The sequence below is a fragment of the Rhodanobacteraceae bacterium genome, assembly GCA_024234055.1.
Lineage (GTDB): Bacteria > Pseudomonadota > Gammaproteobacteria > Xanthomonadales > SZUA-5 > JADKFD01.
Window position 1 is genome coordinate 237,410 of record JACKOW010000005.1, and the last position, 17,835, is coordinate 255,244.

A 17,835-nucleotide genomic window follows, 5' to 3' on the forward strand; every position below is an offset into this window, starting at 1 on the left:
CGCTCGCCTCGACAGCCCTGACAGAGTCGCAGACTGCGCTCGCCGGGAACTGCCGGTCAATGAATTCTATCGCCAACTGTGAGAATCATCGTATCGGCATCGATTCTGTTATCGTTTTCAGCCTTCACCGCGACTGCATGGATGAAGCACCGAAACATGAGCGATGATCCCTTGCTGGACCTGAGGCCTGCGCACTTTGAAGCGTGGGTGGGCAAACAACTGCCGATCGACTTCGGCCCGGGCGCGATCTCTGCGACCATCACTGAAGTGCGCGCCATCGGCGGCTACACATCCAGACCCGGCGGAGGATTCTCGGTGACGCTGACGGCCAATGTCGGTGCCCAACCACAGCAAGGCACATTCAGCGTGCAGCTTCCAGAGTTTGGGAGCCTGGGTCTGTTCATGTCACCGCGAAAACGAATCGCCGATCTGACCGAGTACGAAATCGTCTTCAATTGAGCGGGACGCTGGTCTGGGATCCAGGTATTCCGACTCCTCGCGGGCTACCGAGTTCGTCCGGCGGGAAGATGGCAAAGCTGGTATGGCGCGGCAGCCGGGCTTTGCCCGGCTGCCTCCCGTCCTCAAGTCCGAGGCGGGAAAACGCCCTGGAGGGCGATGCAGAAGTACAACGTCAGGTAGGGCTGCATGTTGTTGTGCGGTTGGTCCCCGCCAGCCGGACTGAGTGCGAGATCCGACATCGCGGTGACGGGGCCTGGCGTCATGTACGGTGTGGCACCGATGGCTCTTGCGAAAGCCGTGCCTGCCGGAGTCTGGGCGTCACCGGGTACCACCTGCGCCATCAGCCCGTGACCATGCGCAGGCATTTCGCTTTCCAGCAGCGATACCGTTTGGCTGCCGCCCGTCTCACCAAGATCATGCAAGGACAGTCCAGGACCCTGGCCCCAGAACATGGGAGCCCGTCCCTGCAGATCTGGCAATGCGAAATTGCTCTTGCCATTGCCGCCGTAGGTGGTGCCAAGCAGCGAGAACAGCGCCGTGTTTTGACTCAGCGGCAGCAGCTGACCGTTGCACCATGCCCAGCCCCTGGGGGCGAAGTTGAAGGGAAAAATCCGAATCTCTGCAACAAATGGATCGGCCATGATGGTGCCCTCAGGTTGGACTCGGGAAGATGCCGTACAGCGAGATAATGAAACTCACGCAGAGATAAGGCTGCATGTTGTTGTGCGGCTGACTCCCGCCCACGGAACTGATCGAGGTTGCGGCCATGGGTGCGGACGGCGGATTCGACTGGTAGAAATCGAAACTCGTCGTCTGCGCAGGAACCTTTCCGGTAGGACCGGTATCGGTTGCCAGTCCGATCGAACCCAACAGGGGATGGGTGTGCGCGGCCATCTGTGCACTGGTCAGCGTGACTTCCTCCACGCCCCCACGTTCGGCAAGCACGAAGCCATTGCCGAAATGCAGCGGCACCCGGCCACGCAGATCGGGCAAGCCAAAAGTATTCTGACCGTCGCCACCGTAGGTGGTGCCGATCAGATTGAACAGCGTTTCGTTCTCGGAAATGGGCAGTAATTGCCCGGCGCAGAACATCCATCCGGCGGGCGCAAAATTGCCGGCGAACATCCGAATTTCCCCCACATAGGGCTGTGCCATGACTATCTCCTTCAGGTCGGGGACGGAAAGATGCCCTGCAGGGCGATCGAGAAGTTCAGCGTCAGGAAAGGCATCATGTTCTGATGCGCCTGGCTGCCGCCCGCATTGGCCACTGTGCCCGCATTCATCGGCTGCAACTGGTCGGCGTTGCGATAGGTCGGAAGATTGCTCGGTGCCAGCATATTGTTGGCTGGTATCAGCTGAGTGCCGGCGGTGCTGGTGGCATTCAACACGTGGGTATGCGTCGGCATCTCGGCGATGCTCAGCGTATGCGCCTGTTCGCCGCCTCGCTCACCCAGCGTAAACGAGGATCCCACCTCGATGGGCACCCGCCCACGCAGATCAGGCAGGGCGAAGTTCACCCGGCCATCCCCGCCGAAGGTGGTGCCCAGCAGTGAGAACAGGGCCTGATTCTGGTTGATCGGTAACAACTGACCGTTGCACAACGCCCAACCCTTGGGCGCGAATCCGAAACTGAACACGCGAATTTCGGACAAAAAAGGCTCAGCCATGGCTTTGCTCCTGATGTGTACTTGTTCCGACGACCCGTGCGGGTCGCCGGCCTTCCCCCCGTGTTGTAGTACCTCAGGGCGGCGTGATCAGCGGCCCGGGTATCAGGCTGCAGCCAGCAGAACCGCTGGCGCTGCCGGTATTGGCATTCTCTGGTGACGTCAGAACCGCCGTGGCGTTGGCATTGGCCGGCGGCGGATCGACGACCTGGCAATCACCGGCCCCACCCTCGTGGGCGATCAGGAAGGTGGACTGCAAATCGAAGCTCGCCCCGACCGGCACGACATTGTTGCGGAAGTCGTTCCGCGCGCGGTTTCCACCGCCAGCCCCTGTGATGGCTTGGCTGATGATCGCCGCCAGCGGGAATCCCGAGGTGTCATTGGGGTTGACGTTGCTGTTGAGCACCTGCAGATCGAGCCCGCTGGTTGAAGTAAACGACGCGCCCGCATCCCGACTGGTTGCGTCGATACCGCGTCCGTTGGGACACTGACGCAGCAGCGTGTTGTCGACAATCACAGCGGAGGACGCGTCGCGGTTGTGCACCAGCCGGATGCAGTTGCCGATGGCCGAACCCGAGCTAGCCACCGCCTGATCGCCCACGTCCACATTCAGAATTCGACCGCGGTAGGTACCCACAGCCGTAGCGGCGCCCGGCACGCCGTAGTTGCCATTGAAGCCATGCGAGTTCATGCCGGAAATCCGGCCCGCCGCACCGTTCTGGTTGCGGACGATGTACTGCATGGAAGCCGGTGCCACCGCCGAAAGGTCGTAGGCGATCTGCGCATTGCGGGTGATGTTGCCATCGAAGATCAGATTGGCCACGCTGGAGCTTCCGCCGCTGGCCAGCACCTGGACCGGAATCACTCGAATCCCGGTGATGGTATTGCTGGATACGGTACCTCCGGTCAGCGCCGCCGAGCCCGAGAGATCGATCAGCAGACCCGAGTTACCGACGGCCGGATCGTTGTTGGTCAATGTGGAGCCACTCATGTTGAAGCTCAACGAGCCGGACGTGTTGGCGATGCGGACGACGTCGTAGTAGTTCTGATTCAAGGTAGTGTTGGTGATGCTCCAGGCACCGGAAGCCTGGGTCACGTCGATACCACTCTCGTTGACTGCGTTTCCGTTGTTGGAGACCACCGAAGTGCTCAGAGCGAATCCGTTGATGCCGCTGCCGGCGATACCGTCGTTGCCGCCGCCGCTGACGAACAGCCGCGTGGCGCTGAAGCCCTGAGTATTGGTCAAGGACACGCCGGCGCTGGTGCTGTTCTGGATAGCGCCGCCGGTACAGGTGCCGGCGCTGGAACACGCGCCACCGTTGCCGGTGATGACCAGGCCGCCGCTGGCACCCGTGCTGTTCAGCACAATGCCGCTGACCGCACCGTTGCTGCTGGCCGACTGGAAAGTGACGTTGCTGGCCGAGATCGTGGTGTTAGCAATGTTGATTGCAGCGCCCGTGGTGCTGGTCACGGAGTTACCGCTGCCCTGCACGCTGACCGTGCCGCCGCCGGTGGCGCTGAAACCGGTGCCGGTGGTGGTAGCGATCGCCAGACCGCCATTGATGAAGTTGATGGTGGCGCCGGTATTGGAGGTCAACGTCACCGCCGCGGAGGCGCCGGTACTCAGCGCCTTGCTGGCGCCACTGAAACTCACGCTGCCGGCATTTCGATTGAGCACGTCCACACCCGTACAAGTGCCAGTACAGCTCAGATTGCCGCTGAGCGTGACGGTACCGCCGGCGGCGCCGCTGATCTGGACCAGCTTGCCCGCATTGGCCTTGGTGATTGTTCCGCCGTAGCTCGTGGTGCCGAGGCTGCCTTGCCCCAGGAAGGCCGTCCCGGTTGGCGCAGTGATGCTGCCGCCAGCGATGGCGACGGTGCCGGTGAGGTTGTTCAGGTTGACACCCTGGGTCGGGCTGTTGGTCGAACTGGCGCTGGTCAGCGTCAGGCTGAGAGCGCTGCCCGTGGAATTCAGCGCGGCCCCGCCGGTTGCATTCAGGCTGCCGGCGGTGGTGGTCACGGTGCCGGCGGAATTGTCAACGGTCAGGGCTGTGCCTGCGCCTGTGGTCACACTCAGACTGCCCAGGTTGATCGGCGCTGCGTTGGCGTTGAGATTGACACCGGCTCCGGCGCTGGACTTGTTGACGGTGACACCACCGGTGAAGGTGGCACTGCCGCCCGCCGGCGTGTTGACGATGCTGATCGCGGTGCCGTTGACGTTGCCGATGTTCACCGCTCCGGTTATCGACCAGGTGCCGCTGACAGCGTCGAGCCCGATGCCCTGCAGGTTGCCGCTGGCGACGTCGACGTCGATGAAGTTACCGTTGAGCGTACCGTTGGTCAGACCCAGGGCGCGGCCATCGCCGTTCAGCGTCAGCTCCGCCACGGTCAGGGTGCCGAATGCGGTGCCTGAGATCTTCGTGCCTGTCGCAATGGTATCGCCGACGATGAATCCGCGCAGGGTGTTGCCGGTGCCCAGGCTGAGGCAGTTCGCGACAGCGCAGGTGATGGTCGGCGCGTTGCCTCCCAGGGCCGGGAATGCGCTGCCGGCGATCGGGGTGATGCCGCTGATCGTGGCCAGATCGCTGACCGATCCCTGACCGATCAACCGTTCCCCCGCCTCCAGCAAGATGCCACCGGTGTACGGATTGGCATCGAAAGCCAGGAAGATCGTGTCATTGGACGAGTCTACTGCGGCTGCGGCGCCGAGGGTCTGGAACGGACGCGCCTGAGTACCAATGCCGCCCACTGCCGCAGCAGCGTCGACGAACCAGACCAGTTCGGTGTTCTGCAGCGTGAACACGACATTGGCGGTGTCACCGCCGGTCACGGTGTAGCAGAAGGTCCGCGTGGCGTTGGCCACTGCCGCTGGCGGCTCGTAACTGAAGCTGCCATTGGCATTCAGCGTCAATCGACCATTGGCAGCACCGGCATCAAGCTGGGCGCCGGGCGCAGTGCCGGTGCAGGCCGGGGCGAAACCGAATCCAGTAATCGTGCCGGCACCAAGGACATCGTTGGCAACCACACCACCGCCCTGCGGGCTGGCAACACCGATGCCCAGCGTCAGATGAGGCGTGACCGTGTAGGCATCGTCCAGCGCCACCGCGGCATAGGTGAAGCTGGCCGTGAAATCCGCAGCCAGGTTGTCGGGCGGATCAATGGCGTCGGCGTCGGTAATGCCCGCGGCGCGCACGGTCAGCGTACAGGTGGCACCTGCGATCGCACTGTCGAGCGGATTCAGTACCACGCTCGATGCCGGACTCGCGGTGACCACGGTGAAGTTGACCGGCGAGGTCGCCGGGCATTCCAGGTCAAAGCTGGTGTTGGCGGCATTGGCCGTGGTGTCGAAATTGACCGACTCACTGAAGTTGATGGTGATGTTGCTGGTCGGATCGACCGACGTCGCGGAGTTGGCTGGCGTAGTCGAGGTGACGCTTGGCGCCGCATCGACACTGAAAGTCCGCACGAAATTCGCCACCATATTGTTTGGCGGATCGTTGAGGTCGGTGTCGCTGACCTGGGCCGCAACCACCGTCAGCGAGCAAGCGGCGCCCTGCGGCAAGCCGCCAGTGGGGGTCAGCGTGATCGTGTTGGTGTTCGTTGCCGGCAAGGCCGGCACGCTGCTGAAGGGCACGCCCGCACCGCAATTCAGGGTGAAGGCACTCGCCGTCAGGTCGACGTTCTCGCTGAAGTTGACGGTCAACAGCTGAGTACTGGGCACCACTGCGGCCTCAGCGGGGGTGGCAGTCACCACCGTCGGCGCTGCATCCGTGGTAAAGCTCCAGGTGAAGTTGCTCACCATCTGGTCGGGCGGATCGATGGCGTCGGCGTCGGTCACCAGCGTGGCCACCACCGTGCCGTTGCAGGTGGCCCCTTCGGGCAGATTGACACTGGGCGTCAGCGTGATGGTGTTGGTGTTGCTCGCCGGCAGGCCACCGCTGAAGGTCACGGGGGTACCGCAGTTCAGTGTCACGCCTCCGGCAGCAACATTGACCGCCTCGCTGAAATTCACGGTGATTGTGGTGTTGGTGGCGAGGTTGCTGGCGCCGTTGCCTGGCAGCACAGAGCTGACGCTCGGTGCCGAATCCACCGTGAAGGTCGACACGAAGTTGGCCGCCATATTGTCTGGCGGATCGATCAGATCGCTGTCGGTGATGTTGGCGGCGAGCACGGTCAGGGTGCAGGTGGCGCCACTCGGCAGCGGCGGCGCATAGGTCGGCGTCAGGCTGGGTACGTTTGTGCCGGTGGTACCGCCAGTGATCAGGTTGGCACCACCACAGGTGAGCGTGACCGATCCAGCCGTGGCATCAACATTTTCGGTGAAGACCACGTTCAGCGGGGCGTTGCTTGCCACCGTCGCCCCATTGGCGGGTGACACTGACTGAACGGCCGGCGGATTGTCATTGACCGACGTGAAGCTCAGCACGAAGTTGGCGGCCATCGTATCCGGCGGATCGGCCGCATCGACATCGCTGATGCCGGCGGCCAAAGCGGTCACCGTGCACAGCGTGTTGATTGGCAGCAGCGAGGTCGGCGTCAATGTCGCGGTGGCGGTCCCGCTGCCGGCGACAGTGAAGGTGACCGGGGCGCCGCAGTTGTAGGTGAAGCTCGGCACACCGAAATTCACCGGCTCGCTGAATGTGAAGCTGACTACGCCAGCCAGCGGCACACTTGTGGCGCCAGTGGTTGGGTTGCTGCTGCTCACGCTGGGCGCCGCGTCAACGCTGAAGTTGCGAACGGTGTCAGCAATCGGATTGTTTGGCGGATCGATGGCATCAACGTCGGCGATTTGCGCAGCCACGGCAGTGGCGGTGCAGTTGCTGCCTTCCGGCAGTGCGGCGCTTGGGGTAAAGGTCAGCGTCGCCGTGCCAGATCCGCCGATGGCGCCCGCGATCGGCGCACCGCAGTTCAGGGTGATCGCGCCACCGAGATTGTTGACCGGCTCATCGAAACTGAAGCTCACAATCTGACTGGTGGCCACCACGGCAGCGGCCGCCGGGACGGCGCTGACAAAGGTCGGGGCTGCGTCGACGCTGAAGTTGACGGTGACGTTCGCCGGGAGATTGTCGGGCGGATCGAAACCATCGACGTCAGTGATGTTGGCCGCGATCAGGGTTGCGGTGCAGGCGGCGCCGTTGGGCAGGGCCGCTGCGGGCGTAAAGGTGAGGGTGCTGGTGCCCGACCCACTCGGGGTCACGGCAATGGGGCCGCCGCAGTCGAGCGTGAATCCACCCATGCCGAAATTGACCGGCTCGCTGAACACGGCGCTGAATGTGGCGTTGTTGGCGACGGTAGCGCCGGCGGCTGGCGTCGAACTGACAAACGCGGGTGCAGCGTCAACGGTGAAGGTGGCCGTGAAGTCGGCAGCCGGATTGTTCGGCGGGTCAATGAGATCTACGTCACTGACGCTGGCGGCCGGCACGAACAAGGTGCAGCTACCCGAAGGCAGCGGTGCGGCGTAGGTCAGATTCAGACTGGTGACTGCCGATCCGGTGCTGCCACCGGTGATCAGATTGGGGCCGCCGCAGGTCAGCGTGATGCCCGCGACCACATTCACCGATTCGCTGAAGTTGACGGTGACGGCGACGTTGTTGGCAGTGGTGGCACCGTTCGCCGGCACGCTGGTCACCACCGGTGCCGCATCGACGTTGACGGTGATGATGTCGGTGTCGGTCAACACTCCGCCCAGACCAGTATTACCCTGGTCATTGGTGATCACGGTAATGCTGCGCGCTGCCGAGGTGCCCGGCACTGGTGTGTAGGTCAGGCTGCCGCCGGGGCCATTCAGCGCCGCGTTGAGCGCCGTCAGGGTACCCGTGGCGATCACCAGGTCGCTGCCGTTGCCGGTCAGACTGGTCAATGCGCCGCCAGGATTGGCCAGCGTCAGCGTGCCGTTGGCCGGCGCGCCGGTGACCAGACTGATTTGCAGGATACCGGCGCCGGCGTCGATGTCGGCGATGCTGATGGCATTGGTATTGGCAGTGCTGAACACCACCGGCACGGTGTCACCGGTGCTCTGCGCGGCAGGCACGGTGTTGACCGGCGGATCGTTGACCGCAAGCACAGTGATGGTGAAGCTCTGCGGCGCGCTGGTGTCGATGCCGCCGTTGGCGGTGCCGCCGTTGTCCATCAGGTTCAATGTGACCGTGGCGACGCCGTTGGCATTCGCCGCCGGCGTGTAGGTCAGCACGCCGGCAGGACTCACCGTCGGTGCCGTGCTGAACAACGCCGGGTTGGTGTTCCCGGTGATGTTGAAGGTCAGGGTCTGGCCTGCCTCATCCGGCGGGCCGGCACTGATCGTCGTGGCCCAGGGATTCACCGTCTGCGGACCGGAATCCTCGTTCACGCTCTGGTTCGGGCCGGCGGTGAAACTCGGCGCATCGTTGACCGCGGTCACGGTGATCGTGAAGCTCTGCGGCGGCGAGGTGTCGAAGCCACCATTGGCGGTGCCACCATCATCCATCAGGTTCAGCGTGATCGTGGCCGTGCCATTGGCATTGGCGGCTGGCGTGTAGCTGAGCACACCGGTGGGGCTGACCGTGGGGCCGGCACTGAACAGCGCCGGATTGGTATTGCCGGTGATGTTGAAGCTCAGCGCCTGCACGACTTCCGGATCGCCATCATCGATACCGGTGGCCCAAGGACTGACCGTTTGCGGACCGGCGTCTTCGAGCACGGTCTGGTTGGGACCGGCCGTGAACACCGGCACATCATTGACCGAGGTCACGGTGATGGTGAAGGTCTGATCGGCACTGACATCGATGCCGCCGTTGGCGGTGCCGCCATCATCACGGGCACGCACGGAGATCGTGGCCACTCCATTGGCGTTCGCCGCCGGGGTGTAGGTCAGCGTGCCGGCTGCATCCACTGCCGGAGACGCGCTGAACAAGGCCGCATTGGTGTTGCCGGTGATCTCGAAGGTGACTGTCTGGCCGGATTCGTCCGGCGGTCCGGGACTGATCGCCGTCGCCCACGGGTTCACGGTCTGTGGGCCGGCGTCCTCCAGAACGATCTGGCTCGGGCCGGCGACAAAGCTCGGCGCATCGTTGACCGCGGTCACCGTGATCGTGAAGCTCTGCGGCGCGCTGGTGTCGATGCCACCATTGGCGGTGCCGCCATCGTCCATCAGGTTCAGCGTGATCGTAGCCGTCCCGTTGGCATTGGCCGCTGGTGTGTAGCTGAGCGCGCCGGTCGGGCTGACCGTGGGGCCGGCACTGAACAGCGCAGGATTGGTATTGCCGGTGATGTTGAAGCTCAGCGCCTGCACGACTTCCGGATCGCCATCGTCGACGCCGGTGGCCCAGGGATTGACTGTCTGCGGACCTGCATCCTCGAGCACGGTCTGGTTGGGACCGGCCGTGAACACCGGCACATCATTGACTGGCGTGATGTTGATCGTGACCGTCGCCGGCGACGCACTCACCACCTGACCATCGAAGGCGTTGTAGGTGAAGGTGTCCGGACCATTGGCGTTGGCGTTCGGCGTGTAGCTGAAACTGCCATTGGGGTTCAGCGTCAACACGCCCTTGGTCGGTCCGGCCACCAACTGCGCGGTGATCGGATCCCCATCGGGATCGGAGTCGTTACCGAGTACACCAGGGGCTGCCACATTGAGTACCGTGTCCTCCAGCGTGCTGTAGCTGTCATTGACAGCCACCGGCGGACGGTTCTCGGCATCGACGACATCGATACGGAAGTGCAGATTCGGGCGCACATCGACGCCGAAGGCGGCGACGATGTCGGTTCCGCTCAAGGGCGGCACGGAGTCACCGATGGCGTCGGTGCCGATGGGCGCATCGCCGGCCCAATCTCCAACCTGCCCGTCAGCGATATGGGTGACCACCGCCCAGGCAGCCACTCCCAACGACAGGAAGGCGCCAACCATCAGCGTCTGCGCCAGCAGCCGATTTCGCCGCAGGCTGCGCACTGCCAACGTGGCAAGGGCCAGAGCCAGGAGCAGACCACCGAAGAAACCGAGTGTGGGAATCAATGCCGGGCTGCCGATCACCATCGGCAGCCCGTTGGCGGTGCCGTCGACCGTGTACAGCACATCAACGGATCCGCTGGCGCTCTGGGCGCCGATGCCGATCCGGACCTGCGGCTCGACGCCGGGCAGCAGGGAACGGGCGATGGACAGCTCGATCACGTCGGCGGCGGCGCCTCCCCCCAAGGGCAGGCCGTTGTTCAGGCCCACCGGGTAGTTGGCAGACAGCGCGCTGCCCGGCGCGAAGCTACCGGCCACGCAAGGAGACAGGGTTCGGGCAGTGACGACGGGCGGTGAACCGCTGACCGTGGCCGTGAGCCGATAGTCCGCGCCCAGGAAGGTCTGCCCGCCGCCAGAGGCGGTACAGCCGGTGGTGTTGCGCAGATCACTATCGATGTAGACGTGATAGCTGTAGGTCTGAGCGGGTGCCGCAAGGGCGATGAACTGCAGCACTGCTGCGACGATCACACACCCAAAACTACGCATGCTCATGGAATCCCCGTTGCATTTGGTCGTCATTTCCAGCCACGCAGAATGCTCTCAACAAGCCCTGAATTTCAATCATTCATGAGACTCAATCGGATCAGTGGCGAGCTTCTTGGGTGCTATGTCGCGAGGGCGACAAATGTCTCAGCCGCCTGTCGGCCAGGCGGCGACGGCGGTCGCCAGCAATTTCCAGGCGGCGACCAGAAGCACGACCGAGAGCAAGCGCCTCAGCAATCGGGGAGGGGTGCGCCGGGCGCCGATCCAGGCGCCGAGCAGGCCGCCGGCCAGCACTGCCGGCGCCGCCCACAGCAGCTCGTCCAGTATCGGTGGCACCCGCTCCGCCTGTGCCAGCAGTCCGGACAGTGAATTGAGCCAGATGAAGAGCGCCGAGACCGCCGCCGTCGGTTTCGCGCGCGCCCAGTTCATCAACATCAGCAGCGGCGACAGGAAGATGCCACCGCCTACCCCGGTCAGGCCGGCGGCCAGTCCGAGCACGCCACCGGCAGCCACGGCCACCGGAATCGGCGGCGCCTTGGCAGGCGCCTCGTCAGCCCGGATCGAGCCCCACCACAGACTCACTGCGGCATACAGCAGCACCAGGCCGATGGCACTGCGATACCAGAACTCCGGCAGGTCGATCAGCCCCCCCAGATAGGCCAACGGCACGCTTCCGAGCACGAACGGCCAGAGCAGCCGCCAATCCAGAAAACCCGCCCTTGCGTATTGCAGCGCCGCCACCCCGGCCACCACCAGATTCAGTGCCAGCGCCAGCGGACGCATGCTTTCCGGGGCCGCGTGGGCCAGCGCCATGATCGCCAGATAGGCCGAGGCCCCGCCATGGCCCACGCTGGAATACAGCAGTGCACCGATGAAGAATGCCGGGGCCAATATCCATGGATCCATGACCACGCTGCCTCTTGAGCGCACGGAAGCTCTATGATTGAGGGTTTATACCCTGAGATGAGGATGCGCCATGAGCCAAGACCTGCCCAAATACATCTGGTTCAATGGCAAGCTGATTCCCTGGGCCGAGGCCACCGTGCATGTGATGTCGCATGCGCTGCACTATGGCTCGTCGGTGTTCGAGGGCATCCGCTCGTACATGACCCCCAAGGGCCCGGCGATCTTCCGCTACACCGATCACATGAAGCGCCTGTACGCCTCGGCCCGCATGTATGACCTGGAAATCCAGCATGATCTGGCCACGCTGATGGCCGCGGGCCGTGAGGTCGTGACCCGCAATGAACTCACCAATGCCTACCTGCGACCGCTGGCCTGGCGCGGCTCGGGTGGTTTCGGACTGGGTGCCGACAATCCGACCGGCTGCATGATTGCCGCCTGGGTGTGGGGTCCGTATCTGGGCGCGCAGGCCATCCACGAAGGCATCGATGCCTGCATTTCCAGCTGGCGCCGAGTGGCCCCGGCCACACTGCCGGCCAGTGCCAAGGCCGGTGGCAACTATCTGTCCAGCATCCTGGTGTCGCGTGAAGCCAAGCGCCTCGGTTTCCACGAAGGCATCGCGCTCACGGTCGATGGCTATCTGGCCGAAGGTGCCGGCGAGAACCTGTTCCTGGTCTTCGGCAAGACCATCTACACGCCGCCCATTGCCGCGTCGATCCTGCACGGCATCACCCGCAGCACCGCCATTACCATCGCTCAGGAACTCGGTTTCGAGGTCAAGGAAGAGAATCTGCCGCGCGAGATGATCTATCTGGCAGACGAGGTCTTCATGACCGGCACCGCCGCCGAGATCACCCCGATCCGCAGTGTCGATCGCAAGACCATCGGCGACGGCAAGCCGGGCCCCACCACCCGTGCCGTGCAACAGCGATTCTTCGGCCTGTTCGACGGCAGCGTGGAAGACACGCACGGCTGGCTGGAGTACGTGTAAGGGACGGGACTCGGGACTCGGGACTCGGGACTCGGGACTCGGGACTCGGGACTCGGGACTCGGGACTCGGGACTCGGGACTCGGGACTCGGGACTCGGGACTCGGGAAAGGCTTGCACGGCCCGAGCTCTTGTGGGTCCAGACTTGTCTGGACGCTTCTGGCTTCATGGCGGAAAGCGTCTGGATACGTCTGACCCACAACATCAGCAACGCGCTTCCTGGCCTACCCAAGAGCCTCCACACAAGTCTCGACCCACGACAACGCCACTTTGACCCGTTTCCTGTTTCCCCTTCTCCTTCGCGGCGTCATTGCGAGCCACCTGTTTCGGCCTGAAGCTGCCCACGGGCCATGAACCACAAACCCGCCCGTAGGAGCGACCTCGCGTCGCGACCGGCAAGCCGCACGTCCGACGCAGCGGTCGCGCCCCAAGGTCGCTCCCACAGCTGGACAAAGAAAATCAACGGCTTGCGATATGGGTTCATGGAGAGCCCCGCGAAGCAATCCAGACGCAGAGTCTCAAAACCTTGAGTGCTTCGTCGCTGTGCTCCTCTCCATGAGCCGCATTCCAGCGCCGCGCACCGGGGGATTCGGGTCGCTGCTGTGGAGGGCGCCGCGCTGTGGTGCCGCTTTGCGCTAAGCGGAGATCAAGAGCGGCCGCGCAGGCGCGCGTCCCTCCTCAAGGCCGTTTCGTACCTGCCAGGGTTCTCTGTGCGCAGTGTCGGGCCGATACACGCGGCTCTCCATGAACCCATATCGCAAGTTGTTGATGCGTCATTGCGAGGAGCGCAGCGACGAAGCAATCCAGGGTAGCGCCGCACATCCCTGGATTGCTTCGCTACGCTCGCAATGACGCCGGGGGTTCATGGCCCGTGGGCAGTGTCGGGCCGATACAGGTGGCTCGCAATGACGCCGGAGGTTCATGGCTCGTGGGCAGTTTCAGGCCGATACAGGTGGCTCGCAACAACGCCCGCTGCTCCCCCTGCCCCCTGCCCCGCTTCTTCTTTCCCCTGCCCCGTGTTTACTCAGTCACCTTGCGCCCATCCAGCCAGGTTGAACGTACCTTGAGTTGCAGCAGGGCGCGGCCACGGACCTGATGCGGGTCCATCGACAGCACGATGAAATCGGCGCGCATGCCCGGCTCCAGCGTACCCACTTCGTTCTCGGCAAATCCGGCATAGGCGGCACCGCGGGTGAAAGCGTCCAGCGCTTCCACCAGAGTCAGGCGCTGGTCCGGAAGCCAACCGCCCTCAGGTGAGCCTTCGGCATCCTGACGGGTGATGGCGGCGTACAGTCCGGGGATCGGCTCGACATTTTCCACTGGGAAATCCGATCCAAAGGCCATATGGGTAGCGCGATCGAGGTAGCGCCGCCAGGCATAGGCGCCGCGGAGTCGCTCGGCGCCCACCCGGTCGCCGGCCCAGGGCATGTCGCTGGTGGCATGCGTGGGCTGCATGGAGGCAATCACACCGAGTTCGGCAAAACGTGGAATATCGTCCATCGCCACCACCTGGGCATGTTCGATGCGCGGGCGCAGCGCCTTGCGTTGCTTCGCCGTCAACCCTGCATAGGCGTCGAGCACCTCGCGATTGGCGCGATCACCGATGGCATGCACTGCAGGCTGCACGCCGCAGGCCGCGGCCTTGTCGATGATTTCGCGCAGATGCTCCGGCGACTGGATCAACAAACCGCGATTGCCGGGCTCGTCGGAATAATCGGCCAGCAGCGCCGCACCGCGACTACCCAACGCGCCGTCGGCGTAGAGCTTCACTGCGCGCATGCTCAAACGCCCGGAGGGATGGGTGTAGAGACCCTCTCTGCAAAGTTGCCGCAAGGCGTCCGAATCACCGTCGGCCATCGCGTAGACGCGCAGCGGCAGCGCCTGATCGTCGGCCAGTTCCCGATACAGCGCCAGATCCTCGCGCGAGACGCCGGCATCATGCACACCGGTCAGGCCGGCCTTGCTGGCAGTGGCCAGCGCCAAACGCAAGGCGCGTCGGCGCAGCGCGATATCGGGTTTGGGGATGTGCGTCTCGATCAAGTCCATCGCCGCGTCAACCAGCACGCCGCTGGGCTGCCCCTGCTCATCGCGCAACAGACGACCGCCTTCGGGATCCGCTGTCCTGGCGTCGATACCGGCCGCCCGCAGCGCCGCCGAATTGGCCCAACCTGCATGCCCGTCGACGCGGTTCAGCCAGACCGGCCGATCCGGAAAAGCCGCATCCAGATCCGCAGCAGCAGGAAAGGCCTTCCCGGCCCAATCGTTCTGATCCCAGCCCCGCCCCAGCAACCAGTCGCCCTCATTCAGGCCGGCCGACTTGTCCTTGAGGCGGTCGATGACGGCCTCCTTGCTGCGGGTACCTACCAGGTCCGCCTGCAGCAGTGAAAAGCCCAAGCCCATCAGATGGCCGTGGGCATCGATCAACCCGGGCATCACGGTGCCATCCACCACGATCTCGCGAACGCCATTCCCCCGCGACTCCAGGCTCTCGCGCAGTCCGGCGGCAGCGCCGTAGGCGATCACCCGACCGGCGGCGTCATAGGCCAGCGCGCTGACCGGCTCAGCCATCTGCGCGTTCGCATAGATTCTGCCGATCAGCAGGGTGTCGACCGCGGCTTCCGGTTCTGCTGCACGGACGACCGTGGCCGACGTCAACAGCAGCAGGCACAAGCCAGTGAAACCACGCATGGGGGAATCCTTGTTGCTGAGTTGGGAAATGCCGGGTGCCGGCTCATGGCCCGCACCGGGCGTTCACCCCGTTATACCAGTGCCCAGGCCAGCATCCGGCTGCCAGCATTTCGCCTGAATCACGAACTCGGCCGAATCTACAATGACGCATCGCAACAACGGGCAGAGCTCATGACATCAGCGGATACGCCCGTGTTGCGGGCAGCCAGCCCCACCGATGCCGAGACCATTGCCCAGTTCAATTGCGCCATGGCTCTGGAAACCGAAAACAAGACGCTCGATCCGAGCCGAGTGCGCGACGGCGTCCAGGCGGTCATCGACCAGCCCGCGCGCGGTTTCTACCTGCTCGCAGAGCGCCATGCCGAAGTGCTGGGCGGGCTGATGGTCACCTTCGAGTGGAGCGACTGGCGCAACGCCGATTTCTGGTGGATCCAGAGCGTGTACGTGCGCCCGCAGGCCCGCCGCCAGGGCATCTACGCAGCGCTCTACCGCGAAATCGAGGCGAGGGCACGCGCCGCTGGCGCCTGCGGACTGCGGCTGTACGTGGAAAACGACAATCACACCGCCATGGCCACCTACATGCGCCTCGGCATGGTCGACGCCCATTACCGCGTGATGGAGCAGAATTTTTCGTGAGCCTGTGGCAGGCCTGTTTGTTGAGCATCTTCGCGCTGGCGTCAGCGGCCGCGAGTGCGGCTGCACCCTTGGGATCTCAGAAGATTCTGACCGTGGATGCCGAGTATCTGGAATCGACAATGCCGCTCTATGCGGCCGTGGACAAACAGGCAGCAGCACTGAAGAAGGACGCCGACGACGAGCGCCGCAGCGACATCGAATTGGCCCGCCAGATCCGCGTCAGCGACATCCTGACCGCCTTGCCCGAGGCGATCGCCGGGGTCGCCACCGCGCGGCAGGCCGATCTGGTACTGGATCGCGCGGTGGCCAGGCGAATTGCTGTCAAGGTCGATGCCGACATCACCGCGGACATCGAGCGCCGGCTGAGCTTGCAGTTTGCCGGCCGCGCGCTGGAGCTTGACCCATGAGGCAGACGCTGGCCGCCGTCCTGCTGCTCTGCACTGGCGCAGCCCACACCGCAACGCCGGTGCTGGTCGTCGACCTGAGCGAGGCCTATACCCGCTCGACGGCGCTGGCCGGCTTGCTCGCCGACGTAGATCGCGAACTGCAGGCCCTGTCCCGGCGTCACCGCCCTGAACTGGAGCGACTCACGGCCGAGATGCGTGAACTCAAGCAAGCCGGTGGCGCCACGCGTGACCGTCAGCTGCAAGTGATCCGGCGCATCAACGAGATCGAAACCGAGGCCGAGCGTGAACAGGAACGACTGTCCGAAGCCAATCAGCGTGCCATCGCCGAAGTCGATGCAGCGATCGCCGAGGTCAAGAAACTGCTGAAGTCCGAGCGCGCCGCGGCGGCCGTGCTCGACATCCAGGAGACCCAGTACGTGCGCCCGGATTGCGACTGCCTGGTCAGCGATGACCTGTATCGGCTGCTCAACGAGCGCCTGCCCGAGGTGTCGCTGGATCTCGATCCACCCGGGGCTGGAAGCTGAATCTGCCGATTCAAGGTTTGCTAATGTTGCAGCGCAACTTGCGCTGGTTTGCATGCTCCACGCACTATGCGGATGTCCCGGCGTGCAACCGGCTAGTCGGGGAGGGGGCAAACCCGTGGCGATCCGCAAGGACCGCCGCGGGTTTCTTTTTTGGAGCAGTGCGTTTGGAGCAGTGCGTGCGACCCGCCATCTGGGAACAAGCTGAGCTTTTCGCCGCCCAGTTGCGGAACACGCCGATCCAAGCGCCGGGAGTGCCGCGTGCCGTATTTCTGGTGTCGCCGGAGTCGTTTTTTCTGGCGGCCGAATCGGCACTGGACAATGCCTACATGCAGATGGCGCAGGCGGTGGACGGCGCCCGTGCCGCCGAGCAGCACCGCCAGCTGGCGCTGGCTCTGGCCGCTGCCGGCGTGCCGGTCATGAGCTTTCCAGGATCAGCCGACACGCCTGATGCGGTGTTCCCGAACAATGTCTATGCCACCGCGCCCGGGCGTCTGATCGTGGGCGCCATGCGCCACCCGGTGCGCCAGCGCGAAGCCAGGCGCCAGGACATCCGCGACTGGTTCAGAACCGTGCTCGGATATGCCGAGATCGATCTGTCGACGCGGCTGCTGGTCGCAGAACTCACCGGGAGTCTGGTGATTGATCGCGCCCGCCGGATCGGCTTCTGCGGACTCAGCGAGCGCTGCGATCGCGCCGGCGCCGCCGCCATGGCCGCCGCTTTCGACCTGCGCCACACGCTGGTATTCGATCTGGCCGATGGCGAGTACCACAGCAATGTGGTGATGTCGGCGTTGGCCGGACGCGGTGTGCTGCTGTGCCCCGACGGCTTTGCCGACCCCGCCGTCGCCGAGGCCATCGCCGGGGCCTACGGTGACGACGCCATCCTCATCGATGCAGACGAGAAGGCGGCCTTCGTCGGCAACTGCATCGCTCTCGGCGAACGCGGGCTGTGGATGTCGGCGGCGGCTGAAGCCGCCTTGCGTCCGACCACGCGGTCGGCCCTCACCAGGCTCGGTTTCCAGATCCACAGCGTGGGTCTGGATGAGTTGGAGAAAGCCGGCGGCAGCCTGCGCTGCATGATCGGCGAGATCTACTGAC

Annotated in this window: 12 protein-coding genes; 6 read left to right on the forward strand and 6 right to left on the reverse strand. The window is 64.3% G+C overall.

Annotated elements, in window-relative coordinates; genetic code table 11:
* Positions 1-156 precede the first annotated feature (156 nt).
* The gene (locus tag H7A19_11495; GenBank protein MCP5475450.1) at positions 157-459 is read left to right on the forward strand and encodes a hypothetical protein; all 303 of its coding nucleotides are present in this window, start codon (positions 157-159) and stop codon (positions 457-459) included.
* Between the two features lie 122 nt (positions 460-581).
* On the opposite strand, the gene H7A19_11500 is transcribed toward H7A19_11495, so the two are convergent.
* The 5 genes from H7A19_11500 to H7A19_11520 form a co-directional block, all read right to left on the reverse strand.
* The gene (locus tag H7A19_11500) at positions 582-1,100 is read right to left on the reverse strand and encodes a phage tail protein (GenBank protein ID MCP5475451.1); all 519 of its coding nucleotides are present in this window, start codon (positions 1,098-1,100) and stop codon (positions 582-584) included.
* Between the two features lie 10 nt (positions 1,101-1,110).
* Entirely contained in the window at positions 1,111-1,614 is a 504-nt protein-coding gene (locus H7A19_11505; GenBank protein MCP5475452.1) for a phage tail protein, read from the reverse strand.
* Between the two features lie 11 nt (positions 1,615-1,625).
* Entirely contained in the window at positions 1,626-2,126 is a 501-nt protein-coding gene (locus H7A19_11510) for a phage tail protein (protein ID MCP5475453.1), read from the reverse strand.
* Between the two features lie 73 nt (positions 2,127-2,199).
* Positions 2,200-10,593 (reverse strand): Ig-like domain-containing protein, encoded by an 8,394-nt coding sequence (locus H7A19_11515; protein ID MCP5475454.1) that lies wholly within the window; start codon positions 10,591-10,593, stop codon positions 2,200-2,202.
* Positions 10,594-10,737: 144 nt separating this feature from the next.
* Positions 10,738-11,496, reverse strand: coding sequence for a sulfite exporter TauE/SafE family protein (locus H7A19_11520; protein ID MCP5475455.1), 759 nt, complete (start codon positions 11,494-11,496; stop codon positions 10,738-10,740).
* A gap of 70 nt (positions 11,497-11,566) precedes the next feature.
* Between H7A19_11520 and H7A19_11525 the strand changes: the two genes are divergently transcribed.
* Positions 11,567-12,484, forward strand: a complete 918-nt coding sequence (locus tag H7A19_11525) for a branched-chain amino acid transaminase (GenBank protein ID MCP5475456.1) — start codon at positions 11,567-11,569, stop codon at positions 12,482-12,484.
* A gap of 1,018 nt (positions 12,485-13,502) precedes the next feature.
* Here the strand turns inward: H7A19_11525 and H7A19_11530 are convergent.
* Positions 13,503-15,170 (reverse strand): amidohydrolase, encoded by a 1,668-nt coding sequence (locus H7A19_11530; GenBank protein ID MCP5475457.1) that lies wholly within the window; start codon positions 15,168-15,170, stop codon positions 13,503-13,505.
* A gap of 171 nt (positions 15,171-15,341) precedes the next feature.
* Between H7A19_11530 and H7A19_11535 the strand changes: the two genes are divergently transcribed.
* Genes H7A19_11535 through H7A19_11550 form a run of 4 tightly spaced genes read left to right on the forward strand, consistent with a single transcriptional unit; the run spans position 15,342 to position 17,834 of the window.
* Positions 15,342-15,806, forward strand: a complete 465-nt coding sequence (locus H7A19_11535; GenBank protein ID MCP5475458.1) for a GNAT family N-acetyltransferase — start codon at positions 15,342-15,344, stop codon at positions 15,804-15,806.
* A complete protein-coding gene (locus H7A19_11540) occupies positions 15,803-16,213 on the forward strand; it encodes a hypothetical protein (protein ID MCP5475459.1) in 411 nt (136 codons plus the stop codon). The genes H7A19_11535 and H7A19_11540 overlap by 4 nt, the downstream gene beginning before the upstream one ends.
* Positions 16,210-16,737 (forward strand): hypothetical protein, encoded by a 528-nt coding sequence (locus H7A19_11545; GenBank protein ID MCP5475460.1) that lies wholly within the window; start codon positions 16,210-16,212, stop codon positions 16,735-16,737. Before H7A19_11540 ends, H7A19_11545 begins: the two co-directional genes overlap by 4 nt.
* 23 nt (positions 16,738-16,760) lie before the next feature.
* The gene (locus tag H7A19_11550; GenBank protein ID MCP5475461.1) at positions 16,761-17,834 is read left to right on the forward strand and encodes an amidinotransferase; all 1,074 of its coding nucleotides are present in this window, start codon (positions 16,761-16,763) and stop codon (positions 17,832-17,834) included.
* The last annotated feature ends 1 nt before the right edge of the window (position 17,835 follow it).

Bases quoted from the DNA above. Each gene is read 5' to 3' on its own strand.
- H7A19_11500 (MCP5475451.1), bottom strand. From the start codon at position 1,100: ATGGCCGATCCATTTGTTGCAGAGATTCGGATTTTTCCCTTCAACTTC.
- H7A19_11495 (MCP5475450.1), top strand. From the start codon at position 157: ATGAGCGATGATCCCTTGCTGGACCTGAGGCCTGCGCACTTTGAAGCG.
- H7A19_11510 (MCP5475453.1), bottom strand. From the start codon at position 2,126: ATGGCTGAGCCTTTTTTGTCCGAAATTCGCGTGTTCAGTTTCGGATTC.
- H7A19_11550 (MCP5475461.1), top strand. From the start codon at position 16,761: ATGTTGCAGCGCAACTTGCGCTGGTTTGCATGCTCCACGCACTATGCG.
- H7A19_11505 (MCP5475452.1), bottom strand. From the start codon at position 1,614: ATGGCACAGCCCTATGTGGGGGAAATTCGGATGTTCGCCGGCAATTTT.
- H7A19_11520 (MCP5475455.1), bottom strand. From the start codon at position 11,496: ATGGATCCATGGATATTGGCCCCGGCATTCTTCATCGGTGCACTGCTG.
- H7A19_11525 (MCP5475456.1), top strand. From the start codon at position 11,567: ATGAGCCAAGACCTGCCCAAATACATCTGGTTCAATGGCAAGCTGATT.
- H7A19_11515 (MCP5475454.1), bottom strand. From the start codon at position 10,593: ATGCGTAGTTTTGGGTGTGTGATCGTCGCAGCAGTGCTGCAGTTCATC.
- H7A19_11530 (MCP5475457.1), bottom strand. From the start codon at position 15,170: ATGCGTGGTTTCACTGGCTTGTGCCTGCTGCTGTTGACGTCGGCCACG.
- H7A19_11535 (MCP5475458.1), top strand. From the start codon at position 15,342: ATGACATCAGCGGATACGCCCGTGTTGCGGGCAGCCAGCCCCACCGAT.
- H7A19_11545 (MCP5475460.1), top strand. From the start codon at position 16,210: ATGAGGCAGACGCTGGCCGCCGTCCTGCTGCTCTGCACTGGCGCAGCC.